The sequence below is a fragment of the Streptomyces sp. NPDC006602 genome, from assembly GCF_042870385.1.
Lineage (GTDB): Bacteria > Actinomycetota > Actinomycetes > Streptomycetales > Streptomycetaceae > Streptomyces.
Genome location: NZ_JBIAHG010000002.1, coordinates 592193 through 617789, shown reverse-complemented (window position 1 = coordinate 617789; position 25597 = coordinate 592193). Strand labels below are relative to the sequence as shown.

The 25597-nt window shown below is 70.3% G+C and carries 25 protein-coding genes; 15 read left to right on the top strand and 10 right to left on the bottom strand.

Annotation, left to right across the window (positions count from 1 at the left end; genetic code table 11):
• Positions 1-6 precede the first annotated feature (6 nt).
• The 10 genes from ACFYO2_RS07475 to ACFYO2_RS07430 all read right to left on the bottom strand — a co-directional run bounded on the left by ACFYO2_RS07475 (position 7) and on the right by ACFYO2_RS07430 (position 9997).
• Positions 7-966, bottom strand: a complete 960-nt coding sequence (locus ACFYO2_RS07475; protein ID WP_388345389.1) for a helix-turn-helix domain-containing protein — start codon at positions 964-966, stop codon at positions 7-9.
• Positions 967-1275: 309 nt separating this feature from the next.
• Positions 1276-2010, bottom strand: coding sequence for an SDR family NAD(P)-dependent oxidoreductase (locus tag ACFYO2_RS07470; protein WP_388345386.1), 735 nt, complete (start codon positions 2008-2010; stop codon positions 1276-1278).
• Positions 2007-3119, bottom strand: coding sequence for a 2,3-butanediol dehydrogenase (locus tag ACFYO2_RS07465; RefSeq protein WP_388345382.1), 1113 nt, complete (start codon positions 3117-3119; stop codon positions 2007-2009). The genes ACFYO2_RS07470 and ACFYO2_RS07465 overlap by 4 nt, the downstream gene beginning before the upstream one ends.
• Positions 3116-3466 carry a hypothetical protein gene (locus ACFYO2_RS07460; RefSeq protein ID WP_388345379.1) on the bottom strand — a complete coding sequence of 117 codons (351 nt, stop codon included), beginning with the start codon at positions 3464-3466 and terminating at the stop codon, positions 3116-3118. The genes ACFYO2_RS07465 and ACFYO2_RS07460 overlap by 4 nt, the downstream gene beginning before the upstream one ends.
• A 30-nt stretch (positions 3467-3496) precedes the next feature.
• Entirely contained in the window at positions 3497-4030 is a 534-nt protein-coding gene (locus ACFYO2_RS07455) for a 2,4'-dihydroxyacetophenone dioxygenase family protein (protein ID WP_257548577.1), read from the bottom strand.
• A gap of 360 nt (positions 4031-4390) precedes the next feature.
• Positions 4391-4636 carry a hypothetical protein gene (locus ACFYO2_RS07450; RefSeq protein WP_388345376.1) on the bottom strand — a complete coding sequence of 82 codons (246 nt, stop codon included), beginning with the start codon at positions 4634-4636 and terminating at the stop codon, positions 4391-4393.
• 53 nt (positions 4637-4689) lie between these two features.
• Positions 4690-5622, bottom strand: coding sequence for a malate dehydrogenase (locus ACFYO2_RS07445; protein WP_388345373.1), 933 nt, complete (start codon positions 5620-5622; stop codon positions 4690-4692).
• 11 nt (positions 5623-5633) lie between these two features.
• Positions 5634-7259, bottom strand: a complete 1626-nt coding sequence (locus ACFYO2_RS07440) for a thiamine pyrophosphate-dependent enzyme (RefSeq protein ID WP_388345371.1) — start codon at positions 7257-7259, stop codon at positions 5634-5636.
• Positions 7260-7550: 291 nt separating this feature from the next.
• Positions 7551-8303, bottom strand: coding sequence for an IclR family transcriptional regulator (locus ACFYO2_RS07435; protein WP_388345368.1), 753 nt, complete (start codon positions 8301-8303; stop codon positions 7551-7553).
• A gap of 62 nt (positions 8304-8365) precedes the next feature.
• Positions 8366-9997 carry an IS200/IS605 family accessory protein TnpB-related protein gene (locus ACFYO2_RS07430; RefSeq protein ID WP_388345366.1) on the bottom strand — a complete coding sequence of 544 codons (1632 nt, stop codon included), beginning with the start codon at positions 9995-9997 and terminating at the stop codon, positions 8366-8368.
• A 624-nt stretch (positions 9998-10621) separates the two neighbouring features.
• On the opposite strand from ACFYO2_RS07430, the gene ACFYO2_RS07425 reads away from it, so the two are divergent.
• The 15 genes from ACFYO2_RS07425 (at position 10622) to ACFYO2_RS07355 (ending at position 25592) form a co-directional block, all read left to right on the top strand.
• Complete coding sequence (locus tag ACFYO2_RS07425) at positions 10622-11962, top strand: ABC transporter substrate-binding protein (protein WP_388345363.1); 1341 nt, start codon at positions 10622-10624, stop codon at positions 11960-11962.
• Positions 11959-12699: an ABC transporter ATP-binding protein gene (locus ACFYO2_RS07420; RefSeq protein ID WP_388345360.1), complete on the top strand. Its 741-nt coding sequence runs from the start codon at positions 11959-11961 to the stop codon at positions 12697-12699. Before ACFYO2_RS07425 ends, ACFYO2_RS07420 begins: the two co-directional genes overlap by 4 nt.
• Positions 12696-13418, top strand: coding sequence for an ABC transporter ATP-binding protein (locus tag ACFYO2_RS07415; RefSeq protein WP_388345357.1), 723 nt, complete (start codon positions 12696-12698; stop codon positions 13416-13418). The genes ACFYO2_RS07420 and ACFYO2_RS07415 overlap by 4 nt, the downstream gene beginning before the upstream one ends.
• A complete protein-coding gene (locus ACFYO2_RS07410; RefSeq protein WP_388345355.1) occupies positions 13415-14287 on the top strand; it encodes a branched-chain amino acid ABC transporter permease in 873 nt (290 codons plus the stop codon). Before ACFYO2_RS07415 ends, ACFYO2_RS07410 begins: the two co-directional genes overlap by 4 nt.
• The gene (locus ACFYO2_RS07405; RefSeq protein WP_388345352.1) at positions 14284-15330 is read left to right on the top strand and encodes a branched-chain amino acid ABC transporter permease; all 1047 of its coding nucleotides are present in this window, start codon (positions 14284-14286) and stop codon (positions 15328-15330) included. The genes ACFYO2_RS07410 and ACFYO2_RS07405 overlap by 4 nt, the downstream gene beginning before the upstream one ends.
• 877 nt (positions 15331-16207) lie before the next feature.
• Positions 16208-16522 carry a DUF6400 family protein gene (locus ACFYO2_RS07400; protein ID WP_388345349.1) on the top strand — a complete coding sequence of 105 codons (315 nt, stop codon included), beginning with the start codon at positions 16208-16210 and terminating at the stop codon, positions 16520-16522.
• Positions 16509-16766: a hypothetical protein gene (locus ACFYO2_RS07395; RefSeq protein ID WP_388345346.1), complete on the top strand. Its 258-nt coding sequence runs from the start codon at positions 16509-16511 to the stop codon at positions 16764-16766. The genes ACFYO2_RS07400 and ACFYO2_RS07395 overlap by 14 nt, the downstream gene beginning before the upstream one ends.
• 193 nt (positions 16767-16959) lie before the next feature.
• Positions 16960-18741, top strand: coding sequence for an enoyl-CoA hydratase-related protein (locus ACFYO2_RS07390; RefSeq protein WP_388345343.1), 1782 nt, complete (start codon positions 16960-16962; stop codon positions 18739-18741).
• A gap of 63 nt (positions 18742-18804) precedes the next feature.
• Entirely contained in the window at positions 18805-19893 is a 1089-nt protein-coding gene (locus ACFYO2_RS07385) for a hydrogenase expression protein HypE (RefSeq protein ID WP_388345340.1), read from the top strand.
• Positions 19894-19984: 91 nt separating this feature from the next.
• Positions 19985-21769, top strand: coding sequence for a nickel-dependent hydrogenase large subunit (locus tag ACFYO2_RS07380; RefSeq protein WP_388345337.1), 1785 nt, complete (start codon positions 19985-19987; stop codon positions 21767-21769).
• On the top strand, positions 21766-22299 hold the full coding sequence (locus ACFYO2_RS07375) for a hypothetical protein (protein ID WP_388345335.1): 534 nt from the start codon (positions 21766-21768) through the stop codon (positions 22297-22299). Before ACFYO2_RS07380 ends, ACFYO2_RS07375 begins: the two co-directional genes overlap by 4 nt.
• On the top strand, positions 22296-22937 hold the full coding sequence (locus ACFYO2_RS07370) for a DUF5947 family protein (RefSeq protein WP_388345332.1): 642 nt from the start codon (positions 22296-22298) through the stop codon (positions 22935-22937). Before ACFYO2_RS07375 ends, ACFYO2_RS07370 begins: the two co-directional genes overlap by 4 nt.
• On the top strand, positions 22934-23626 hold the full coding sequence (locus tag ACFYO2_RS07365; RefSeq protein ID WP_388345329.1) for a DUF6084 family protein: 693 nt from the start codon (positions 22934-22936) through the stop codon (positions 23624-23626). Before ACFYO2_RS07370 ends, ACFYO2_RS07365 begins: the two co-directional genes overlap by 4 nt.
• Positions 23623-25053 carry a hypothetical protein gene (locus ACFYO2_RS07360; RefSeq protein ID WP_388345326.1) on the top strand — a complete coding sequence of 477 codons (1431 nt, stop codon included), beginning with the start codon at positions 23623-23625 and terminating at the stop codon, positions 25051-25053. Before ACFYO2_RS07365 ends, ACFYO2_RS07360 begins: the two co-directional genes overlap by 4 nt.
• Positions 25050-25592 carry a hydrogenase maturation protease gene (locus ACFYO2_RS07355; RefSeq protein WP_388345323.1) on the top strand — a complete coding sequence of 181 codons (543 nt, stop codon included), beginning with the start codon at positions 25050-25052 and terminating at the stop codon, positions 25590-25592. The genes ACFYO2_RS07360 and ACFYO2_RS07355 overlap by 4 nt, the downstream gene beginning before the upstream one ends.
• Positions 25593-25597: the final 5 nt, after the last annotated feature.

Below are 25597 nucleotides of genomic sequence, written 5' to 3'. Positions count from 1 at the left end.
TAGCCTTCACATGAGGAACGGGCGCGTCTTGCCAGGAGTCTGTCCGAAACGGCTCCGAAAGACCCGGGTGAAGTGAGCCTGGCTGGCGAAGCCCCAACGATGGGCGACATCGGCGATCGTCAGATGGCGTGAGCCGGGATCGGCGAGCACCTGCCGGGCCTTGTCCAGCCGCTGTTCGAGAATGTGGCGGGAGGGGCTCACCCCGGTCGGCTGGAAGATACGGCTGAGGTGCCGGGCCGACACCCCGATCGCCTCGGCGACCCGCCCTGCGCTCAGCCCGGGGTCGGCCAGGTGCCGGTCTATGTAGTCCTTGGCCACGGCCAGCTGGGAGAGTGCGGCAGGCGGCGCGGAACCACCATCCAGCCTCGGTGCGGCCAGCGTACGGACGAGGTCCAGCACAGTGTCCTGGGTGCTGATCGAGTCATCGCTCTCCTGCCCCGTGACCCAGCCGGCCAGTACCGCCTCCAGCGCGGAAGCCAGCGCACCCTCGGCCGCCGACCCCCTGCCGAGCAGCATCGGCGCCGACACGTCGCCGGAGGCGCACCGCGTGGCGAACACCTCGCGGGGGATGTCCACCAACAGCTGGCGCATGGGAGAGGGGAACCCGAACAGGTAAGACCGGCGCGTGTCGTAGAGGATCAGGTCGCCCGTCTGCAGGGTGAGGCAGCCGCCCTCGTGGAAGAACACCCCGCGGCCCGCTGTCAGCAACGAGACGAAGACGGAGTCCTTCGGCAGCGCCTGACACGTCCGCGGAGTCCGCTCGATGACGTGCTCGTTGCCGGAGATCTCGGCCAGTCGCAGATCACCCAGCTCGATGTTCGTCTCCGTGGCCAGCAGACCCTGCTCCGAGTAGGAAGAGCAGGTCAAGCCCACCAGGGCCCGTCGGTTGTGTTCCTCCCAGAAGTCGATCCGGTCCGCCGGATCGACCGACTGCGTGGACACGCGGGAGACGATGGGTACGGTCACCTGAGTCTCCTTTCCGACTACCCCTACATCCGACAACGGTGTGGTTCGGGGGCCGGTATACCGGGGCGACAACAACTCGCTGCCGCGCCTGGGTGAGTACAGCCACCGGCAGGAGAGTGAGCGAACTGGGCCGTGCCGCCTGCTCTGAGGTGAGGGCCGCCGGCGGCGCCTGCCTCTCTCGCCGGCCTGAGCGTACTCCGGTGCCGCACCCGCGTCACGGGTCGCAGCCAGAAGCCCGGCCCTCGAACCAGTGCGGCCGGGCGAAAGCGGTCCGGAGAGGGCGCGCCGTACTCCGGCGTACCGGACGGTTCAGACGGTCAGGTAGCCGCCGTCGACCGGGAGGACCGCGCCGTTGACGTAGGAGGCGGCGGGCGAACACAGGAAGGCGATCACTGACGCGATCTCCCGCGGCCGGCCGAACCGTCCGAGCGGGACTCGCGCGAGGACCGCTTGCGCGGCGTCGGGGTCGTCGAGCAGATCGCGGGCGAGCGGAGTGGTGACGAAGCCCGGTGCCACCGCGTTCACACGGATGCCGTCCGCGGCGTACTCGGCGGCCAGGGACCGGGTCAGCTGGGAGACGCCGCCCTTGCTGGCGCTGTAGGCCGGCCGGTCTCGGCTGCCGAAGAAACCGAACATCGACGAGACGGTGACGATGCTGCCGCCCCGGTTGGCAAGCAGCGGGCGGGTCGCCTGGCACGCGACCATGGTCGAGGTGAGGTTGACCTCCAGCACCCGGTCCCACCATCCGAGGTCGTATTCGTCGCGGTCCCGGCTGACGCCGGCGCAGGCGACGAGGTGGTCGATGCGGTCGTAAGCCTCGATCCGGCCGGCGAGGCCGTCCCGGTCCGTGACGTCCTGCTCCACGATGTCGACTCGCTTGTGGCGGGGCAGCTCGTCGGCGTCGGCCGGCGGCAGTCCGAGGGCGTGCACCTCGGCTCCGAGTTCGGCGAGCAGGTCGGCGGTGGCCGCGCCGATGCCGGAGGTGCCTCCGGTCACCAGGACGCACTGGCCGGCGAAGGGGTCGGGGGCGAGTCCAGTGGTCATCTTTGTCTTTCCGTTCGGTCGGCGGGTGGGTGGGGGACTGGTGCCCCGGTACGGTGTGCCGCTGGGTCGACGAGGATCTTGACCTGGTTTCCCGGGCCGCCCAGCAGCGCCTCGAATCCATGGGAGACGAGGTCGTCGAGGACGATGGTCGAGGTGACGACCGGTGTCAGGTCCAGGTGCTGTTCCGCGACGAGCCGGATGAGTTCCGGATAGGTGTCGCGGTAGCCGACGCTGGCGACGATCGACTGCTCGTTGTTGACCAGTGCGAAGGCGTCCAGGGATACCTCCTGGGCCAGGCCGACGAGGACGATCCGACCGCCGCGCCGGGTCGCGGCCAGGCAGGTGCGCAGGGCGATCTCGGATCCGACCATCTCGAACGCGGCATCGACACCCTCTCCGCCGGTCAGCTCATGGATCCGCTCCCCGGCGTCTCCTTCTCGGCCGGCGTCGATCAGGTCGGTGGCGCCGAGGCCGGCCGCGAGTTCCAGGCGGGCCGGGGACACATCGACGGCGAGGATCCGCCGCACCCCGCGTTCCCCGGCGAGCAGGACGGTGAGCAGGCCGATCGGTCCCAGGCCGACGACGGCCACTGTCTCCGGTGTGGTTCCGGCGCGTCGCAGTGCGTGCAGGGCGACCGAGGCCGGTTCGAAGAGCGCGGCCTGCTCCAGCGACACGGTCTCGGGGAGGCGGTGCGCCATGTAGGCGGGGATGGCGGCGTACTCGGCCATGCCGCCGTTCCCCATCAGCCCGGCGAACCCGAAGTGCCGGCAGATGTTGTACTCGCCGGCCCGGCACCGTGGGCATGCCCCGCACCGGTAGTTCGGCTCGACCGCCACTCGGTCGCCGATGGCCAGGCCGGTCACCGACGGCCCGAGGGCCGCCACCGTCCCGCAGAACTCGTGACCGAGGACGAGCGGAGCTGTGGCACCGGAGGCCGGATGCGGCTCGGCGACCGGGATCGCGTGCGGCCCGTCGGCGTACTCGTGCAGGTCGCTGCCGCATATGCCGCAGTAGGCCACCTCGACGAGCACCTCGCCACGCAGGGGTGCTGGAACGCCGACCTCGGCAATGCGGACGTCCCTGGCTCCGTACCAGACAGCGGCCTTCATACGGTGCCCCGTATCGGACTGCGCTCTCCTTCGACCGCTTGGCCGGCCGAGGAGCCCTGGAGCAGCCCCATGTCGCCGAGCTTGTCCGGCAGACGGCCGGCAACCAGCCCGGAAAGTGCCCACGTGAGTGCCAGCACTTCGGACAGTGTGCCCGGCTCGGTGTTGGACAGGTGGTTTTCCTTGCTGATGAACGGGGCGAGGAAGGGCAACGCCTGGCGGTCGAAGAAGACGGATCCGAAGGCCAGGAAGAGGATCAGCAACAGCCGGTTCTCGTAGCGGCCTGAATCACGGTCGATGGCCGAGGGCGATTTCGCGCCGGGCCGGACACGGGTACGGATACGTGGCATCGGAACCTCGGTTGAGGGGAGGGACCCAGGTCACCGGAAGAGCGAGTTGACGTAGTCGGCGCCGATGCCGACCTTCTCGTAGTGGTTCCGGCACAGCTCGATGTAGTCGTGGACGTCGAAGTAGCCGACGGTCTCGCCGTTCTCGTCCAGCCAGATCAACGGCCCCTTGACGATGAAGAACGCCTTCATCGGCTCGTCGCTCTCGTAGGCCACCAATGTGTGTCCCTCGCCCGGCGCCTCGTAAATGAAGTCACCGGCCTGCGCGGTCCAGGGCCGCTCCAGGTAACCCCACTTGCCGGAGATCGTGTAGGCGAACACCTCGTGCGGGTGGTAGTGCCGGTTGACGAGTCCGGCCTCCTTGGCGTAGAGGATGTCTGCCCAGGAGTTGTCCTTGACGTTGATCCACAGCGGGCGCGATCCGACGGTCTCGCTGAGCGGTGCGTAATACCGGTCGTCGTCGGTGGCCACCTGGGACAGATAGACCTCCGGCTGCGCGTCCGGCTTGACCGAATTCGTGATCGGCTTGAGGCCCTTCCAGAATTCGGACCTGGCTTCCTCGGACATGTTTCGGCTCCATTTCGTCGGGGTGGCCGACAGTGAACCCCGAGAGCCGAGGACATGTCTTTCCCTCGGGAGACATCGTGGATTGCCTGTTTGGGACATGCCCGCGCCGCACGCGCAGCCCTGTCGCCGGTCGTGCGATTCGTCCAGCTGCGCACCCGCCCCCTGGCCGGTGAGATCTTCTCAATGGTGATCACTTCCAGGTTCCGTTGAGGACGAAGGCCGGCGCGGGCGATGTCGCCGATCCGGCTGGGGCTGAGCGTGACGCACTGGAGTGCGCCATCGCTGCTTGAGCTCGGTGGCTGCGCGTTCGCCGAGAGCCCCCGAGGTCAAGCCCGCGATGCGGCGAGGAGATCCTCGGCGTCAACTACCTGCACCGCACTCGTTCCAGAAGTAGATGACGTCGAGGATCTGCGCGTCCCGGGCACGGCGGGCGGACACGCCTACGTCTTCCACCGACGCCCGCCCCACGGTGGCGAGTTCCTTGTCTGTGGCCTTCTCAACGGCGGGAAATTCGCCGTCGCCGCCGGGCGTCCAGCCGTAGGCGGTGTGGATGTGGCCGGGCCATGCGGTGGCAGCCGGGGCGAGCAGGCACATCCGGTCGGTCACTGCGACTCCTCGTTGAGTCGGTGCGAGTCGCTTCGAGTCCGAAAGGGGGTCGTTCAGCGGGCGGCGGACACGTCGTCCATGTCGGCCACGGCGGCCTCCACGCGCACGGCCGCCTGCTGCATGCCGTGCAGTTCGCCGGGCGTGAGGTCCCACTCGACGACCCGGCGCACCCCGTCGCGGCCCAGCTCCACGGGCACACCGAGACTCGCCCCGTGCACTCCGTACTCACCGTCCAGGACAACCGACGCGGGCAGGACGGTCCCGCTGTCGGTCGCAATGGCTTCGATCAGCCGCGCGGTGCCCAGGCCAGTCGTCCAGGTGGAGGTACGGCCCGAGTCGAGCGCCACATGCCGGGCGTACCAGTTGTCGGCGTACTCCTCGGCTGCCGCCCGCTGTTCGGTGGTGAGGACGACGGGCTCGCCGCCGACGGTGATCCGGCTGTAGAGCGGGACCTGGCCCTCGCCGTGCTCGCCGATCATCCAGGCGTCGACGTTCCTGGGGTGGACGCCCAGGGCATACGCGATACCGGTGCGCAGGCGCAGGCTGTCGTTGAGCGTGTAGCCGATCAGCCGGTGCCGAGGCAGCCAGCCCTGCCGGTGCACCCAGGTCATGAGCGCGTCCACGGGATTGGTCAGTATCAGTACGACACCGCCGAAGCCGGAATCCTTCAAGGGCCGCAAGCACTGACCGACGATCGCCGCGTTGTCGGCGAGAAAGACGGACCGCGAGGAGTTCAGCCGCAGCGGTACGGCGGCGCTGAGCACGACGACGTCCGCGTCGAGCGTGTCCTCGGGCGTGCCGCCGCGAACGGTGTCGGGCGTCGCGCCGAGCGCGAGCGCGTTCTCCTGGTCCATCACATGGCTGGTGATCATGTTGGGCCTGGTGTCGACCAGGACGATCTCGTACGTGCCCTGCGCGGACAGCAGATTGAACGCGGCGGACGAGCCGATGCCGCCCGCGCCCCCGATGATGAGGACCTTCATCATGTATCTGTCTCCTACGAACGGAATTCGGGATCGGCTTCGACGGCCACTTCGAGCACCAGCGGCTTCTGCCGCCCGGCGAGGTCCGGCAGCACCTTGTCGAGTACGGACAGCAGGGCGGCGTGGCTGTCGACCCGCTGGGCCGGGCAGCCCAGCCCGCGCGCCAGTCCCGACACGCTCAACTCGCCGAACGCCGGCCAGGCGGGGGCGGCCGAGCCCGCGTGTTCCGAGAGGCGGTCCATGATCGCGTATCGGCCGTTGGCCAGGATGACGAACAGCACGCCGGTGCCGTAGTACGCGGCACTCCACAGCGCCTGGACCGAGTACAGCGACGACCCGTCGCCGATGACGGCCACCACCGGCCGCCCGGGATCCGCCATCCGTACGCCGATCGCGGCCGGCATCGCGAAGCCGAGGCCCCCCATGGCGGCGCTGAGAAAGCCGAACGGGGCGCGGGCGGGCAGCAGCGCGTGCAGGTCCGGCCTGCTGGACGGGGTCTCCTCCACGACCACCGCGTCCGGGGCGAGCCGGTCGGCCAGGGCCGCCAGCACGTGCGCCGCGCGCAGCGGCTCGCCGTCGGCGGGCGGGGCAGGCGGTGCCAGGCTCCTCATGGGCGGCCGGGGCGTGCCCGTGGCGGCGGGAAGCGCGATCGCCAGACGCCGCACGGTGTCGGCCGGGTCGGCCAGCACCGCCAGCTCCACCGAGCTGCGGTGGGCCTCCTCCGGGTCGTCGGTGATCACGGCGAGCCGGGTACCCGGTGCTACGAACGTGCCCTGCTCGTACGGATACTGCCGGAACACCGGTGCCCCCACGGCCAGTACGGCGTCGTGCCCGGCCAGCGCCGCCCGCAGCCCCGACCGGGCCGAGGGCAGGTGCCCGGCGAAGAGCCGGTGATCCTGCGGGAAGCCTGCCCGGGCCCCGAACGACTCCTGCCACACCGGGCAGTCCAGCCGTTCCGCGAGCGCCGTCAGGCTCCCCCACCCCTGCGGCGAGTCGTTCCCGGCGCCCGCCACCAGGCACGGTGCGGTGGCCCCGCGCAGCATGTCCGCGAGTGCGTCGACCGCCGGGCCGTCGGCGCTGCGGGTCCCGTGCAGTGCCGCCGGTGCGGCCAGGACCGCGTCCGGGTCCGCCTCGGCATGCCAGTCGTCCATCGGTACGACCACCACCGCCGGGCCTCGCCCGGTCCGCGCCTCGTGCCACGCCCGGGCGATCGCACCCGGCACGTCCTGCGCCCGCGCCGGGGTGTGCTGCCACACCGGGTACTCCCCGGCCAGCCCGTCCAACCGCCCGGCCAGGAACGGCTCATGGGCGAGGTGCCGCCGGTCCTGCTGGCCGACGGTCACCACCAGCGGCGCCCGGTTCGCCCGCGCGGTCGCCAGCGCGCTCACGGCGTTGCCGTACCCGGCGGTCGTATGCAGCAGCACCAGCGCCGGCCGACCGCTCTTCAGCGCGTACCCGGTGGCCATACCAACCACCGAACCCTCGTGCAGTCCGAGGACGAACTCGATATCGGCCGGCAGGTCGGCGAGGAAGCCGACCTCTGTCGAACCCGGATTGCTGAACAGGGTCGTGAGTCCGTACTGACGCAGGACCTCAAAGGTCGCGTCCTTGATCGTCTGGGCCGTCCTGGCTGTTGCCACGCGGTCCCCCTTTCGGACTTTCGGTAGGCGACGCTAGGCGCGGCCCCCGTGGTCGGACCACAGGCGAGTTCGCTATGCGAGATCCCCGCGAACGCCTTGCCTTCCCCTCAACAATGGGCTCCGCCCAGGACCGCGGCGTGGTGCGTTCGCGGGGCTGCCCCCTGAACCCGGCACGGGCGTGTGCCCCGGCAAGGCGGAGGGGGCCCCTCCCGGCCGAAGGCTGGGGGAGAGTCCGGCGCAGCCGTCCCGAAGCGGGCGAAGCGCCCGCGAGGGCGGCGGCAGAGGAAAGGGTCAGCCGACGCCCGGCAGGACCGCCCCCGTGGACAGAGCCGTGTGCAGACGCCCGGTGATCACCCGAGCGGTGTCGATGACGGCCTCGATCTCGGCGGGACCGGGGCGTTCGACGGTGAACACGATGGAGACGGATGCGACGGCGTTGCCGGAGGGTGAGACGACAGGGGCGGAGAGGGAGCCTAGGCCGAGGACGACCTCGCTGCGGCTGGTGGCGTAGCCGGCGGCGCGGGCCCGGGTGATCTCGGGGCGTTCGTCGTCGCGCGGGGGTTCGGCGGCGAGCATGGCGATGCCGGGAGAGCCGAGGGTGAGGGGGTGCCGGTCACCTGGGGTGTAGACGGTGCGGGAGCGGACGCTCTCCACCTCGACGGAGACGAGAGTGACCGCCTCGTCACCGTCGCGGACGACGAAGAAGGCGGTCAGCCCGACGCGGGCGGCGAGCTTGGCGATCTCGGGTTTGGCGATCCGCTGGAGTACGGGGAGCGTGCGGCGGCCCAGTGACTGGGCGCGCGTGCCGAGCACGTATCCCTGCGGGGTGTGCGCGATCAGGCGGTGGTCCTGGAGGGTGCGCAACAGGCGGTAGATGATCGACCGGTGCAGCCCCATCCGCTGACTCAGCTCGGCCAGCGACAGCGGCTCGTGCGACAGCGCGATCAGCTCAAGCAGCCGCAGCCCCCGGTCCAGGGTCTGAACGGAGGGCTTGAGGGCGTCCGGCTCGCCCGGTTCGCTGCCGCTTCCTCGCGCTTCGCCCATACCGTCACCTTACGCGCCTACCGAACGCTCCAGCTCGGAGAAGGTTGCCTCGGTCACCGTTCCTAGTCAGTGAGCAGGAGTGAGTCTTGGACCCATACCTGGTCACTGCGGACATCCCGAACGGTGGTGGATGTCCTGGTCGCCCGCTTTCGCTCCGCGTCCGGTGACACGGCTCGCGTCCGTGGTCCGGGGATACGGGGGCGGGTTTCCTCACGCCTGCGGGTGTCCGGTCGGGCCTGGGCGGTCCGATGCCCACCACGATCGCTCTGGTCGGAGTGGGGCGGTGTCGTCCGTCGCCGGATCGGATGCCCGAGGGCGCGTCGCCCGACCGCGATGCTCGCCGCATCGTGTCGGGAAATCTTGCGGGTGGGGGTGGTGAGCGGCTGCTGCCAGTGCTGCGCACCCCAGCGGCTGGTGTAGGCGGGGTCGACCGCGACGACGGCGATGCCCTCCTCGACGGCCATCGACACCAGCCGGGCCCTGAGTTTCGCGGTGGGGAAACGGGACAGCAGCCGCCTGAAGCGTTTGTTGCGGCCGTGCTGCTCGCGGCTGGTGCCGTCGGTGAAGTCGAGGTCCTCGATGGCGATCGCGGCCGCCCCGCAGCGCCGGGTGTGGTGCAGCAGCCGGGTCAGGGCGTGCCGGATCTGCGCGTCCCGGTGTGCGGCGGTGCCGGTGAGGTCGTAGAAGTAGCGTTGTGGTTCGCCGACCGGGTTGCCGTGCACATCCAACTGCCAGGCGGCCAGGTGGTCATCGTTCATGTCCACCCCCACCACCCCCCGCGCCAGCGCCGCCTGCAACGTCAGGACGGGGGCGGCGGCACGCTGCCAGGACGCGGTCACATACCAGCGGCCACGCACGACATCGTGATGGATGCGGTAGGCCACCGCCCGGTTCGCGGTGACCCGGTCACGCCACTCCTGCCCGCGGTGCTGGAACCGTACGACCGCGTCGAGGAGGTAGCGGCCGTGCGGGGCGTTGGCCAGATGGGCCAGCGGGGCCGGAAGCCTGACCGAGAGTCGGCCGGTGTCGGTGACACGGATCGTCTCGTTGCCGAAGCGCTTGCCGGACTCCCCGTCGGCGGCCAGGAACATCCGCTCCGCCCGCCAACGCTCCCGCCACGCCTGCTCGTCCAGTCCGGCCGCCTGAAGGTGGTGGCGGGTGTTCGCGAGCCGTCTGCCGCCGCGCACCACCCGCACCCGGCCCGCCGCCCGGTCCGCCTCCACCACCACCAGCCGGTCCTTCAAGCCGTGCAGGCGACGGGACTTGGCATGCCACTCGCCGCGTGTGGCGTAGCCGCGCGCCAGCCCGGCCCGCTTGTCCGCCTTGGCCCCCAACGGCCGGGCAAGCCGCGCCTCAATCAACCCGATCTGCCCACGCAGCCACGCCAGGTGGGCGACCTGCCCGCGCCGGGCCAGCGCCCACTGGTCATGGGTGGCCTTGGTGATACTGCCCGCCCACCGCGCCGACGACCTCCCCGTCAACTCCCGCTTGCGCACCGCCCACGAGGCCGCATCATGCGCAGACCCCTGCCGGGACCGCTCCGCGAGATCCGCAGCAGCCAGCGACCCCAGGAACACCCCGACCTCGGCCAGCACCGCCGCGTCCGACGCGCTCACCCGCAGCCGGTCCCGGATCGCCACCCCAGCGGGACCGGGCACCACGAAGGACGCCGCCAACTCCCGCAGCCCGCCCACCCGTCCACCCCCGCCGAGTTCGAAGATCCACCGTCACCGCAGTCAACGAGCACTATTCGAAAAGGTCACCCGTTCGCCCCAAGAACTCCCGTTCCCACCGACAAGTCAGCCTGGAACGCGCCCCTGACCCAAGAGCATCCCTGGCACACCGCAGACGACCCGACCCACGCCTCCCGACCCAGCACTCACTCACACTCACCCAAAGTCACTCCCGCTCACCTAAGAGGCAGCAGTTCCCAACCCCCGGAACGACCGCTCGGCGTGGCTCGCGATGGTGGACCAGGTAGGTCGCGTCGGGGCGCGCGTAGTGACCGGTCAGGTCGTACGCGTTCTTCGCGATGACGATCTCGCAAACGCGACGAAGGCGCCCAGCCCGGCCATTCGCTCAGCGCGGTCGAGCAGCTCCTCTACGTGCCGGTCACCGTTCATGCCGGGACCGTAGACGCGGGGTCCCGGCTGGTGAACGAGCCGTTTCACAATGAAAGACGCGGACGAACAGGTCTTGTTTCATCACCGTTCCACAACGGCGTCGCCGCCGTTTCTCATATCGAATCCATGCACTGTGCACCGGCTCCGCGCAGCCCTACGTTCACCGCGTCGTCACTAGGAGCCGGGAGTCACCGCATGTACCACTCCGCGCAGCAGCCGAAGAACCAGCCGAACAGACGAACCGTCCTGCGGGCCCTCGGGCTCGGCGCCGCCACCGCGGGCGCCGCGCCGCTGATCGCCGCCTGTGGCGGGGGCCTGAAGGGCTCCGGATCCTCGTCCGGCGACGTCATCAAGATCGGTTACGTGAGCCCGCGCACCGGTGCGTACGCGGCCTTCGCCGAGTCCGACGAGTACATCCTCAAGCAGGCCAGAGCAGCCTTCGCCAAGGGCATCAAGTACGACGGCAAGACCTACAAGGTGCAGATCCTCGACCGCGACACCGGCTCCGACCCGCAGCAGGCGGCGACGATCGCGAACGAGCTGATCACCCAGCAGGGCGTGGACCTGATGCTGGTCACGTCGACGCCGGAGACCGTGCACCCGGTCGCCAACAAGTGCGAGAGCGAGGGCGTGCCCTGCATCTCGACCATCGAGCCCTGGCAGTCGTACTTCTTCGGACGTGGCGGCACCCCGCAGAAGACGTTCACGTACACGTACCACTTCTTCGACGGCATCGAGCACGTCGTCACCGGCGAGAGCGACATCTGGCGGATGTTCGACACCAACAAGAAGGTCGGTGTCCTGTGGCCGAACGACGCCGACGGCGGCGCGTTCCGCGACAAGAAGACCGGCTTCCGCGCGCAGGCCGGGGCCAAGGGCTTCACCTTCGTCGACCCGGGCGCCTACGAGGACGGGACGAAGGACTTCTCGTCGATCATCGCGACGTTCAAGAAGGAGGGCGTGCAGATCCTGGCGGGTGTGCCGACGCCGCCGGACTTCGCGACCTTCTGGACGCAGGCCGCCCAGCAGGGCTTCAAGCCGAAGGTGGTCACCATCGCCAAGGCCATCCTCTTCGAGTCGTCGGTCGCCTCGCTGCCGAACGGCCTGGGCGACGGACTGTGCACCGAGAGCTGGTGGCTGCCGCAGTTCCCGTTCAGCTCCAGCCTGACCGGGCAGACGTCGCAGCAGCTCGCCGACGACTACGGGAAGTCCGCGCAGGCCAAGGGCCGCAGGTGGAACCAGGCGCTCGGCTTCAACCACGCCCTGTTCGAGATCGCGGACAACGTCCTGCGGCACGCGAACCCCAAGGACAAGAAGGCTGTCGCCACCCGGATCGGGAAGACCAGCCTCGACACGGTCATCGGCCGCGTCGACTGGACCGCGGGCGGCGCGGCCAACCCGGTCAAGAACGTCGCCGCCATCCCGGTGGTCAGCACCCAGTGGGTCAAGGGCAGTGGCGGCGCGTACGACCTGAAGATCGTCGGCAACACGCTGATCCCCGAGGCCAAGATCGACATGAAGGCCCGGGAGCTGTGACGGCGCCGGTGCTCCAGCCGCTGCTGGAGGTGGAGCACCTGGCCGTCAGCTTCGGGGCCCTCAACGTCCTGGAGGACGTTGAGCTGGCGGTCCCGCGCGGCCAGGCCGTCGGCATCGTCGGCCCGAACGGGGCCGGCAAGTCGACGCTGCTGAGCGCCATCTCGGGCGTCGAGCCCGTCACCCGGGGCACCGTACGGCTCGGGGGCCGCGACGTCACCCGCGCCTCCGCCGCCCAGCGGTGCCGGCTCGGGGTCGGCCGGTCCTTCCAGATCCCCCGCCCCTTCGGGGATCTGACGGTCTTCGAGAACGTCCTGGTCGGCGCCCAACGCGGGGCCGGGCTGCGCGGGGCCCACGCCCGCGAACAGGCCCTCACCGCGCTGGAGACTACCGGCATGCTCCCGGTCGCCAACAAGCCGGCCGGCGGCCTGCCGCTGCTCGGCCGCAAGCGCCTGGAGCTGGCCCGCGCCCTGGCCACCGCCCCCGAGCTGCTCCTGCTCGACGAGATCGCAGGCGGCCTCACCGAGAGCGAGGCCGACGAACTGGTCGGCACCGTCCTGTCGCTGAAGGAGGCCGGCGTGACCATCCTGTGGATCGAGCACGTCGTCAAGGCCCTGGTCCAGGTCGTGGACCGGCTGGTCTGCCTCGCGTACGGCCGCATCCGCGTCGACGGCGACCCGCACGAGGTCCTCGCCAGCCCCGAGGTCGCCGAGGTCTACCTGGGAGGTACGGCAGCATGAGCAGCCCACTGCTGCACCTCGATGCGGTCGATGCCGGATACGGGGACTTCCAGGCTCTTTTCGGCATCACCCTCGACGTCGCCGAAGGCGAACTGCTCGCCCTTGTCGGCGCCAACGGCGCCGGCAAGTCCACCCTGCTGCGGACCGTCGCCGGGGCCCTCAAGCCCTTCAGCGGAACCGTCCGCTTCGACGGGGAGGACGTCACCGCCCTCCCCGACATCCACCGCTCCCGCAAGGGCATCGGCCTCGTCCCCGAGGGGCGGCGGCTCTTCCCGTCCCTCACCGTCGAGGAGAACCTCCGGGTCGGCGCCGCCACCGGCCGCAAAGGCCCGTGGGACCTGAAGAAGGTGTACGAGATGATGCCGCTCGTCGCCGACCGCCGCACCCGCAAGGCCGCCCGCCTCTCCGGAGGCGAGCAGCAGGCCGTCGCCATCGGCCGCGCCCTGATGGGCAACCCCCGCCTGCTGCTGCTCGACGAGGTGTCGCTCGGCCTCGCGCCGCTGGTCGTCGAGCAGCTCTACACGGCGCTTCCCGGCATCCGCGCCGAGGGCACCACCGTCGTCCTCGTGGAGCAGGACCTGACCCGCACCTTCGCGGTCGCCGACCGCATCGCCTGCGTCCTGGAGGGCCGCGTCGTCCTGACCGCCCCGGCCGCCGACCTGACCCGTGAGCAGGTCACGGCCGCCTACTTCGGCACCCTGGAGGTGACGTCTCCATGACGTGGCTCAACGCCATCGCACAGGGCATGTTGCTCGGCGGCGTCTTCGCCATGGCCGCAGCGGGCCTGTCCCTGATCTTCGGGGTGATGCGGGTCGCCAACCTCGCCCACGGCGACCTGATGATCCTCGGCGGCTACGTGGCCTCGGTGGCCGCCGTCAGCCTGCACATCCCCGTCGCGCTCACCGTGCTGGTCTCGATGGCGGCCGTCGGCGGCCTCGGCTACCTCATCCAGCGGACACTGCTCGACCGGGCCATGGGGCTCGGCGAGTTCGCGCCCCTGATGGTCACCTTCGGCATCTCCGTGATCATCCCCAACGTACTTGTCCAGCTCTTCAGCAACGACTCCAAGCCGCTCGCCATCGGCTCGCTCGGCACCGCGAGCATCCGCGTCGGCAGCGACCTGGCCATCGGCTGGTTCCCGCTGATCACCGTCGTGGCGGCGGTCGCCGTCCTGGCCGCGCTGCACGTCTTCCTCTACCGCACCCAGTCCGGCCGCATCGTCCGGGCAACCGCCGACGACCGCGCCGTCGTCCGACTGATGGGCGTCGACAACCGCAAGGTCTATGCCCTCACCAGCGTCATCGCCTTCGCCACCGTCGCCCTGGCCGGCACCCTCTACACCATGCGGCAGGGCGGAGTGACCCCGTACGAGGGCCAGCTCAACGTCCTGTTCGCCTTCGAAGTCGTCATCATCGGCGGCCTCGGCTCGCTGTGGGGCACCCTCGCCGGCGGCGTGGTGCTGGGCATCGCGCAGTCCGTCGGCGCCCAGATCTCGCCCGACCTGCCGTTGCTCGCCGGGCATCTGGTGTTCCTGGCGGTTCTGGTTCTCCGGCCGCAGGGCCTGTTCGGCAGGAGTGTGCTCGCATGACCGCCCAGACCACCGCCGTCGACTCCCCGGCGGCCCCGACTGTCCTCCCCGCCGTCCGACGCGGCGGCCGCGCCGCCGTCCTCGGCCTGACCGGGACGTTCCTCGTCCTGCTGGTCATGGCGAGCCTGCCCTACGTCGTCGACAGCGGCGTCACCACCCAACTGGTGAGGCTCTGCTACCTCATCGCCCTGGCCTCGATGTGGAACCTGCTGGCCGGATACGCCGGCATGGTCTCCATGGGCCAGCAGGCTTTCATCGGCCTCGGCGCGTACACGCTGTTCGTCGTCAACGACCACGGAATCAACGTCTACGCCGGCACGCTCGTCGTCTCGGCGGTCGTCGCTCTGATCGCGTGGCCGGTGTCCTACATCGCCTTCCGGCTGCGCGGCGGCTACTTCGCCGTCGGGACATGGGTGATCGCCGAGGTCGTTCGCCTCATCGTCGTCCGCTTCGACTCCCTCGGTGCCGCGAGCGGCCGCAACATCACCACCATCACCGCCGAACCGGTGCTACGGCAGGCGTACACCTACTGGTTGGCCCTCGCCGTGATGGCGGCGGCGGTGCTGGGCACGTATGTGGCGCTGCGCAGCCGCCTCGGCCTGGACCTCCAGGCCATCCGAGACGACGAGACCGCGGCCGGCTCGCTCGGCGTGAACGTCACGCGTGGCAAGCGGATCATCTACATCGCGGCGGCCGGCGGCTGCGCCGCTGCCGGAGCGGTGATCTGCGTCAACAGCCTTGGGGTGGCCTCGCCTCCACAGATCTTCGGGGTGCAGTACACGGCCCTGATGATCTTCATGGTCGTCATCGGCGGCATCGGCACCGTCGAAGGCCCGGTCATCGGCGCCCTCGTCTACTTCCTCCTCGACAAGTACTTCGCCCAGAGCGGCGTCTGGTACCTCGTCGTCATCGGCGCCGCCGCCATCGCCGTCTCCCTCTACCTTCCACGGGGCCTGTGGGGAACCCTGGCCCACCGGACCGGTTTCGCGATCTTCCCCGTGACCCACAAAGTGCTGCAGGACGCGCGACGTGACGAGGCCTGACAGCCGCCCGCCCGGAAAGGAGTCGCGCAAGCGACTTCCCATCGGAGCCGCCCGTTCCAGGACCCCACGCGAACACCGTGGTCACCACTGGAAGGGCGTCTCACCGACTTCAAGCCAGCCACGATGCCCCGCCGCACAGGGACGTGACCGAAGGAGGCGGGCCCACCACAGCAGGCCCACTGGGTGGAGCCTTGAAGTGCCCCGCGCCGTGGGCTTGGCAGCCGCTTCTCCTGTCAGAAACCACCGAGACGGCAGGCCGCTGACAGCGCTGTCGCCAGGGGCCGGAATGCCAGTCCTCACCCGTGGGCATCGCCCTCTTGAAATGATCCAACCCGGTGAACCCATGCGGTCACGGCACTAGAAGAAGCCCAGCTTCTTCGGCGAGTAGCTCACCAGCAGGTTCTTCGTCTCCTGGTGGTACACGCGCCACACCGCGTTTGACCAGCGGGAATGATGCCTGGAGCTGCCGTCGGCGGGGCGGCTGGCCCGTGAGTGGTCCGGATCTTGATCCTCAGACCCGGGGGCCTCAGCTCCTTGGCGACCTTCCTCCTGGCGCGCGGCACAGCCCGGGGCCCGTGGTGACGAACAGGCACAGGTGGAGACTGTTGGAAGGAGTCGCTCGGGCCGGCCAGGGCTCGGCCTGTGGCGGGGTCCATGTTCAGCAGAGCAACTGCGCTCGAACGTGCCGGCGCGTTCGAGGGGAGGTCCGCAGCGGGACTTCTCCCGGGGGCGTACCAGTGCTGTGCGAGGAATTCACCCAGTTCCATCCGGCCGATGTGGGGTCCGCATCCGGGTGCCTCCGGAGGGCACGGGGTCTGTTGTGACTTCTCCCACCTGCTCTTGCCGGGGTGCGGAACGAGTACCTACGTTCGGTCGCATGTCCTCCCATGGCCGCGCCCTTCCCGGCGAACCTGACGAACCCGCTGCGGCGAGCAGGCCTGCGGCGGACCGACCTGGCGTCCTCCCCCTGGTCGACCTGGACGTCGACCTGAGCTCACACGAACTTCTCCGGCGCGCTCATGTCCTGGACGCTCTCGGCCCCGACTGGGACCCCGTCGCCGCACTGCGCGGCGAGGAAGCGGCGTATGAGCTGCTGTACTCCGGCCTCGACGCGGAGCAGCAGCGGATGTACGACGAACTGGTCTCGGCCGGTGTGCTGCCGCGGAGAGGGGGCGGCGATGCTGCCGCTTGACCCGCAGGCCGACATCGGGCGTCGCGCCTGGGTGGCCTGCCCGAACTGCGACGACCGTCGCGGTTGCGGCACCTGCGAGCAGGGGCGCACCTGCTCCGAGCACTGGCGCTACCTGCTCTCCAACATCGGCAGCCTGCTCCACCTGCAGTGCCGGTCGTGCACCCACATCTGGACCCACGAGACCCACTTCGGTGCCACCCGCTCCCGGTGGGAGCGCATTACCAGCGGCCTGCGCCGACGGTGATCATTCACCCCGGCTGACCAGGTGAGCCGGGTCGTCGGTGCCGCCGCGGGCCGTGGCCCGTGAGGCCGTACGGCGGATCGGTGCCTGCTTTCGGATGATCTCACCGTCTGTCGTCGGGGACGGCAGGCCGCCTTGGCCGAGGATCGCGGTCGGCGGCCATCCCTGCCTGCCGTTCGTCCGCCCGGAGGCAGCCGTGCACATTCTGCTCCTAGCCAGCGCGTTCAACAGCCTCACCCAGCGCGTCCACGTCGAACTGCGCGACCGCGGCCACACCGTGGCGGTCGAACTCGCCCTGCCCGGCAGCCCGTTGCCGGACGCCGTGCGGCGGCACGCACCGAAGCTCATCGTGGCGCCGATGCTGAAGACGGCGATTCCCGAGGAGGTGTGGACAGCTCACACCTGCCTCGTCGTCCATCCGGGGCCCGTGGGCGACCGCGGACCGTCCTCCCTGGACTGGGCGATTCACGAGGGCGTCGACCAGTGGGGCGTCACCGTCCTGCAGGCCGATGGGGAGATGGACGCCGGTGATGTGTGGGCCTCCGTACCGTGCCGGGTCCCTCCGGTGTCCAAGAGCGAGCTGTACCGAGGTGAGATCGCCGACGCCGCGCTCGAGGCCGTCCTGCTCGCGGTAGAGCGTTTCGCCGGGGGAACCCACGTCCCGCGCAAGCAGGACGCGGCATGCACGGCGGGCACCCGCCTGCGCCCGCGTCCGTACCTCGACCAGAGCGTCCGGCGGATCGACTGGGCCGAGAACTCCACACAGGACGTCCTGCGCAAGCTGAGAGCGGCGGACTCGCAGCCCGGTGTGCTGGACACGTTGCTCGGCGGTGAGTGGTATCTGCACGGCGGTCATCCCGAGAGCGTGCTGCGCGGCCGACCGGGCGAGCTGCTGGCCACCCGGGCCGGGGCGGTCTGCCGGGCGACCAAGGACGGCGCCGTGTGGATCCCCGAACTGCGGCGCCGGCGCGGGCCCGGGCAGCCGCCCACGTTCAAACTGCCCGCCGTGCGGGCCCTGGGCGACCGCCTGCCGCCGCTGCCCGAGCACCGCCTGCCCCTGCTGCCCGAGGCGCGGCACCGCACCTGGACGGACATCCGCTATCGGGAGGACGGGAACGTGGGCTTCCTGTCGTTCTCCTTCCCTGGCGGGGCCATGAGCACGGAGCAGTGCCGACGTCTGCTGGACGCCTACCGGGACGCGTGCGCGCGGCCCACGTCGGTGCTGGTCCTGGGCGGCGAACGCGACTTCTTCTCCAACGGCATCCACCTCAACGTCATCGAGGCCGCCGACGACCCCGCCGCCGAGTCCTGGGCGAACATCAACGCCATCGACGATCTGGTCGAGGCGGTCCTGACGACGACGGACCGGCTGGTGGTCTCGGCGGTCGCGGGCAATGCCGCGGCGGGCGGGGTGATGCTCGCCCTGGCGGCCGACGAGGTGTGGTGCCGCTCGGGCGCCGTGTTGAACCCTCACTACCGTCTGATGGGCCTGTACGGCTCGGAGTACTGGACGTACACCCTGCCGCGCAGGGTGGGTCCCGCGACGGCCGAACGGCTCATGCGTGAGGCTCTGCCGGTGAGCTCTGCGAGCGCACTGCGCCTCGGGCTCGTCGACCGGGTGGTCGACTGCGGTCCCGATGGGTTCGCGCGGGAGGTCGGCGGCCTGGCGGCGCGGCTGGCGTCACTTCCGGCGACGGCGTCACGGATCACCGCGAAGAAGACGGAGCTGGACCGGCTGGAGAGTGCGACCCCGCTGGCCGGCTTCCGTGAGCAGGAGCTGGCCCGGATGCGCCGGACCTTCGACGACCCGGACGCCCCGTATCACGCTCTGCGTCGTTCCTTCGTCCACAAGGAGCGTCTACCGTGCACCCCGCCGCACCTCGGTCCCGCCACGGTTGCGCAAACCGGTCCGATCCCCTCCGCGGCGGATGTCACCGGAACGGCCCGCAATGGCGTCTCGTCACGGCCGAACCGCTGATACGAAGAAGAGCGAAGGTCGAAATACAGGCCTTCATCCCTTACCTCCCCGGGAGGCGGTCCCATGACTGAGGCGACGCCGGGCACGGCCGGCACTGCGGACGCAGGCGGCGCGCCCGCCGACGAGACACCCACGATCCACATTCTCTGGATCAACGCGGGGCTGAGCTGCGACGGCGACTCGGTCGCGTTGACGGCGGCCATGCAGCCCAGCATCGAGGAGATCGTGCTCGGTGTGCTGCCGGGGCTTCCGAAGATCGCCGTCCACTGGCCGCTCATCGACTTCGAGTGCGGTCCGGTCGGCGGCTCGGACACGTTCATCGAGTGGTTCTTCAAGGGGGAGCGGGGCGAGATCGACCCGTTCGTCCTGGTCGTCGAGGGCTCCGTCCCCAACGAGGCGATCAAGCCCGAGGGCTATTGGTGCGGCTTCGGCGACAACCCGGAGACCGGCCAGCCGATCACCACCAGCGAGTGGATCGACCGGCTCGCCCCGAAGGCACTGGCGGTCGTCGCCATCGGCACCTGCGCCACCTACGGCGGCATCCACGCCATGGCGGGCAACCCGACCGGCGCCATGGGCGTGCCGGACTACCTCGGCTGGGACTGGAAGTCCCACGCCGGCATCCCCATCGTGTGCGTCCCCGGCTGTCCGATCCAGCCCGACAACTTCTCCGAGACGCTCACCTATCTGCTCTACCAGGCGGCCGGCGCCGCCCCGATGATCCCGCTGGACGACAAGCTGCGTCCGACCTGGCTGTTCGGGGCAACCGTGCACGAGGGCTGCGACCGCGCGGGCTACTACGAGCAGGGTGAGTTCGCTCTGTCGTACGACTCGCCGAAGTGCCTGGTCAAGATCGGCTGCTGGGGGCCGGTCGTCAAGTGCAACGTGCCCAAGCGCGGCTGGATGAACGGGATCGGCGGCTGCCCCAACGTCGGCGGCATCTGCATCGCCTGCACCATGCCCGGGTTCCCCGACAAGTTCATGCCGTTCATGGACGAGCCTCCCGGCGCCAAGGTGTCGAGCACCGCCAGCGGAGCCTACGGCGCCGTGGTCCGCAAGCTCCGGTCGATCACGGCCAAGACGGTGGACAAGGAGCCCAAGTGGCGCCGTACCGGAGACAAGATCACCACCGGATACCGACCTCCGTGGTGAGCATCAGCCGCTCGTAGTCCGCAGTAATCCGCTCCCTGCTTCGTGCACCCCCCACTCGAACCTCCCGCGCAACGAAGGGCACGGCACACAGATGGCACCGAAGACGAAGGCGGCCGGCGACGGCAGCGGCCTGGTGGAGATGGCCTGGGACCCGATCACCCGGATCGTGGGCAGCCTGGGCATCCACACGAAGATCGACTTCAAGCAGAAGCGGGTCGCGGAGTGCTACAGCACGTCGTCGGTCTTCCGCGGCTACAGCGTCTTCATGCGCGGTAAGGACCCCCGCGACGCCCACTTCATCACCAGCCGCATCTGCGGCATCTGCGGGGACAACCACGCCACCTGCTCGGTGTACGCGCAGAACATGGCGTACGGCGTGAAGCCCCCGCACCTCGGCGAGTGGATCATCAACCTCGGCGAGTCCGCGGAGTACATGTTCGACCACAACATCTTCCAGGAGAACCTGGTAGGGGTCGACTACTGCGAGAAGATGGTCAAGGAGACCAACCCCGGCGTCCTCGAACTCGCCGAGCGCACCGAGGCCCCGCACGCCGCGGAGCACGGCTACCGCACGATCGCCGACATCATGCGCTCGCTGAACCCCCTGGAGGGCGAGTTCTACCGCGAGGCCCTCCAGGTCAGCCGCTACACGCGCGAGATGTTCTGCCTGATGGAGGGCCGCCATGTGCACCCCTCCACGCTCTACCCGGGCGGCGTCGGCACCATCGCCTCCGTCCAGCTCTTCACGGACTACCTCAGCCGGCTGATGAAGTACGTGGAGTTCATGAAGCGCGTCGTGCCCCTGCACGACGACCTCTTCGACTTCTTCTACGAGGCGTTGCCCGGGTACGAGGAAGTGGGCCGCCGGCGGGTCATGCTCGGCTGCTGGGGCGCGCTCAACGACCCCGAGTACTGCGACTTCACGTACGCGAACATGACCGACTGGGGCCGGCGCATGTTCGTCACGCCCGGCATCATCGTGGACGGCAAGCTCGTCACCAACGACCTCACCGAGATCAACCTCGGTATCCGCATCCTGCTGGGCAGTTCCTACTACGAGGACTGGCAGGGGCAGGAACAGTTCGTCACCCACGACCCCCTCGGGAACCCGGTCGACCCGCGCCACCCCTGGAACCAGCACACCATCCCCGCCCCGCAGAAGCGGGACTTCGACGACAAGTACAGCTGGGTCATGTCGCCCCGGTGGTTCGACGGCAAGGACCACCTCGCCCTGGACACCGGCGGCGGCCCCATCGCCCGACTGTGGTCCACCGCCCTGTCCGGGCTCGTCGACACCGGGTACGTGAAGGCCACCGGCCACAGCGTGGTCATCAACCTGCCCCGCACGATGACCAGGCCCGAGACCAGCTTCGAGTGGAAGATCCCGAAGTGGAGCAACGCGCTGGAACGCAACCGTGCGCGCACCTACTTCCAGGCCTACACCGCCGCCGTCGCACTGCACTTCGCGGAGAAGGGGCTGGAGGAGGTCCGGGCCGGTCGCACCCAGACCTGGGAGAAGTTCGAGGTGCCGGACGAGGGCATCGGCGTCGGATTCACCGAGGCGGTACGCGGTGTCCTCTCCCACCACATGGTGATCCGCGACGGCAAGATCGCCAACTACCACCCGTACCCGCCCACCCCCTGGAACGCCAGCACCAGGGACACCTTCGGCACGCCGGGCCCCTACGAGGACGCTGTGCAGAACACGCCCATCTTCGAGGAGAACACCCCGGAGAACTTCAAGGGCATCGACATCATGCGCACCGTCCGCAGCTTCGACCCCTGTCTGCCCTGTGGAGTCCACATGTACGTCGGCGGCGGCAAGACGGTGAAGTCGATGCACGTGCCCACCGGCCTGAGCGGACTGGGCGGATGAGCGCGGTGACGGCGGCAACGCCGGTGAACGCGGAGCAGACCGGGCGCCGTGTCGAGGAGGTGCTGGACCGACTGACTGCGAGCGGCGACCCGGCCGCCGCCGCGGCGGCAGAGGAACTCGTCCGGTCCCTTATGGACTTCTACGGCGCCGGCCTGGCCCGCATCCTCCACCTGCTGTCCTCCGCTCCCGGCGAACCGTCGGCGGGACTGCTCGGTGACGGACTGGTCTCGAGCCTGCTGGTCCTGCACGACCTGCACCCCGAGGACCGCGACACCCGCATCGGCCGGGCCCTCGACAGCGTCCGGGAACACGCTCTGGACGTCGTGGACTTCGACGAGGAGAGCGGCAGCCTGACGCTGCGGACCCGGGAGGCCGGCGGCTGCGGTTGCGACTCCGGCGCGAGCGCCCGGGAGGCCGCGGAGGCGGCGCTCGCCTGCTTCGCACCGGAGGTCAGGGCCGTCGACGTACAGACCGCACCCGCTGGGCCCACGCTCCTCCAGATCGGCACAGCACCGACGGGGGCCCGATGACGGCGTCCCCGGCGACGCGCACGCCCGGCCTGCGGAGGTTCCTCACCGAGCGACCTCCGCAGCCCGAACGGTGCGAGCTGTGCGCCGTGACGGTGGAGGCGGACCACCGCCACCTGGTTGACACCGAGAAACGCGCCCTCGTCTGCGCCTGCACCCCCTGCGCGCTGCTGATGCAGCAGCCGGGTGCCGCGGCGGGCCGCTTCCGCACGGTCCCGGGCCGCTACCTCACCGACCCCGGACACCGCCTCGACGAGAGCGCTTGGGAGGCGTTGCAGATCCCGGTCGGCGTCGCCTTCTTCTTCCGCAACGCGGCGCTCGACCGGCTCGTCGCCCTCTACCCGAGCCCGGCCGGAGCCACCGAGAGCGAACTCGACCCGGCCACTTGGACGGCGGTCCTCGGCAACAGCCCCCTCGCCGAACTCCTCGAACCCGACGTGGAGGCGCTGCTGCTGCGCCGCACCGACGGCCGCTGCGAGTGCCACCTCGTACCGATCGACATCTGCTACGAACTCGTCGGCCGCATGCGCCTGTTGTGGCAGGGCTTCGACGGCGGAGCCGAGGCCCGCGCCGCTCTGGACGCGTTCTTCGCGGACGTCGCGCGACGCGTCCGGCCCGTGGCCGAGGCGGTGCGGCCGTGACGGAGTTCTCCTTCGCCTGCACCGGCGTCCGCGCCGACCGGTACGCCGCCGGGCCGACCCTCGTCTTCCGGCTGCGCGTCACCGCCGCCGGCGAGGCACGCGTGCACGCCCTCGCGCTGCGCTGCCAGATCCGCATCGAACCCGCCCGGCGCGGCTACGAGTCCGCCGAGGCCGACGGGCTGGCGGACCTCTTCGGCGAGCGCTCACGCTGGGGCGGCACGCTCCAGCCGGTGCAGTTCGCCCAGGTCTCGCTCATGGTCCCCGGCTTCACCGGAGAGACCGAAGCCGACCTCGTCGTGCCCTGCACCTACGACATGGACGTCGCCGCGACCCGCTACCTCACCGCCCTCACCGGCGGCGAGGTTCCGCTGCTGATGCTCTTCTCCGGTACGGCGTTCACCGGAGTCGGCGGTTTCCAGGTCGAGCCGGTCCCGTGGGACCGGGAGGCGGCCTTCCGGATGCCGGTCGCCACCTGGCGGGAGATGGTCGAGCAGCACTTCCCCGGGTGCGGCTGGATCCGGCTGCCGCGCGACACCATGGACGCCCTCCTCGCCTACCGCTCCCGGCACGCCCTGCCCTCCTGGGAGGCGACCGTCGAGGACCTGCTCGAGAACAGCGTCGCCGCCTCCCCGACCGCGAGCGACCCGCTGCGCGCGCTCACCGGCACCACCGGAAGGACGGATCCGTGACCGTGACCGCGTTCGCCTCCGAGACGGAGGAGCGGTTCGCCCTCGCCCGGCAGGTGGCCGACGCCGTCCTCTTCGAGGGCTACGTGCTCTACCCGTACCGCGCTTCGGCGGCCAAGAACCGGCTGCGCTGGCAGTTCGGCGTGCTCGTGCCGCCCGGCTGGGGCACCGAGTGCGAGGAGCACGACTTCCAGCACACCGAATGCCTGATGGAACCGAAGGCGGGCGCGACCCTCTCGGTCGAGGTGCGCTTCCTGCACGCCCGACGGCGCACGGTGCAGCGGGCACGCCCGGACGGCGGCTTCGACACGGTTGCCGAACTCCGCCTCGACGACCGGGTGCTGGTGCCCTGGGACGAGGGAAGCGAGGAGCGCGTCGAGGTGGTCGCCTCGGTGGACGAACTCCTCGGCGACGGCGTTACGCATCCCTTCCGGCTCCCCGCCCGCGAGGACGCCGCACCGGTCCTGGACGCGGCCGGCCGCACCGTCGGCCGACTGGTCCGGCGGTGCGAGGAGATCAGCGGGACGGTCCGGCTGTCCGCCCGCGAACTCGACGGTCCCTACCGGGCCATGCGGCTTACCGCCGTCGTCGCGAACACGAGCGACTGGACACCCCCCGAGGGCCGCGGCGCCGACCGGGACGCGGCGCTGCCGCGCTCCCTGGTGGCCACCCACCTCCTCATGGCTCTCAGCGCCGGATCGTTCCTGTCGATGACCGATCCCCCCGAGTGGGCGAAGGGCGCGGTCGCCACCTGCCGCAACCTGCACACCTGGCCCGTACTCGCCGGCGAACCCGGCCGCGCCGACCTCGTGCTGTCCTCACCGATCATCCTGGAGGACCACCCGGCCATCGCGCCGGAGAGCCCCGGGGCGCTCTACGACGCCACCGAGATCGACGAGATCCTCGCGTTGCGCACCGCCGCCCTCACCGACGAGGAGAAACGCGAGGCCCGGGGCACCGACGAGCGGGCGGCCGCCGTGATCGACCTGGCGGACTCGATGCCGCCCGAGGTTCTGGAACGTTTGCACGGGGCGGTGCGCAGCCTGCGCGAGGTGACCGGCCCGGGCCCCGCCGCCCCGGACGGTGGCTTCCCCGACGAGTACGGGGTGCAGCGGCCTGACACTCCCTGGTGGGACCCCGCGAGCGAGGCGGGCTTCGACCCGGCGCAGGACCGAGTGGTCGTGGACGGCCGGCCGGTGGGCAAGGGCAGCCGCGTCGAGTTGCGCCCGGGCCTGCGGCGCACCGACGCGCAGGACATCTTCCTGCGGGGCCGCACCGCGAAGGTCGAGGCGGTGCTGCACGACGTCGACGGCGGGGTGCACCTGGCGGTCACGGTCGAGGGCGACCCGGGCGCCGACATCCGCCGCGAGCAGGGACGCTTCCTCTACTTCCAGCCCGACGAGGTCACACCGCTGGAGGACGACGTATGAACCTTTCCCCACAGGTAGGTCCACGGACTCTCGTGGCGGGCATCGGCAACATCTTCCTCGGAGACGACGGCTTCGGCGTGGAGACCGCGCGCCGGCTCGCCGAGCGCGACCTGCCCGGACACATCGAGGTCGTGGACATCGGGGTGCGCGGGGTACACCTCGCCTACCAGCTCCTGGACGGCTACGACACCCTCGTCCTCGTGGACGCCACGGCACGCGGCGAAGCCCCCGGCACGCTGTACGTGATCGAACACGACGGCCCCGGCTGCGATACCTGGGCGGTCCCCGCGATCGACGGCCACCGGATGACCCCCGACACCGTCCTGGCGTTGCTCGACACGCTCTGCGCCGGCACCGGCGGACAACCGCCCCGACGCGTCCTGATCGTCGGCTGCGAACCGGCCTCCGTCGAGGAGGGCATCGGTCTCAGCCCGCCGGTGTGCGACGCCGTACCGCAGGCTGTTCGGCTGATTGACGAGCTGCTGCAGGGCGGCGTGCCGTCCGTGGCGCAAGCCTCAACCGCTGAGGCTTCGACGTGAGGAGA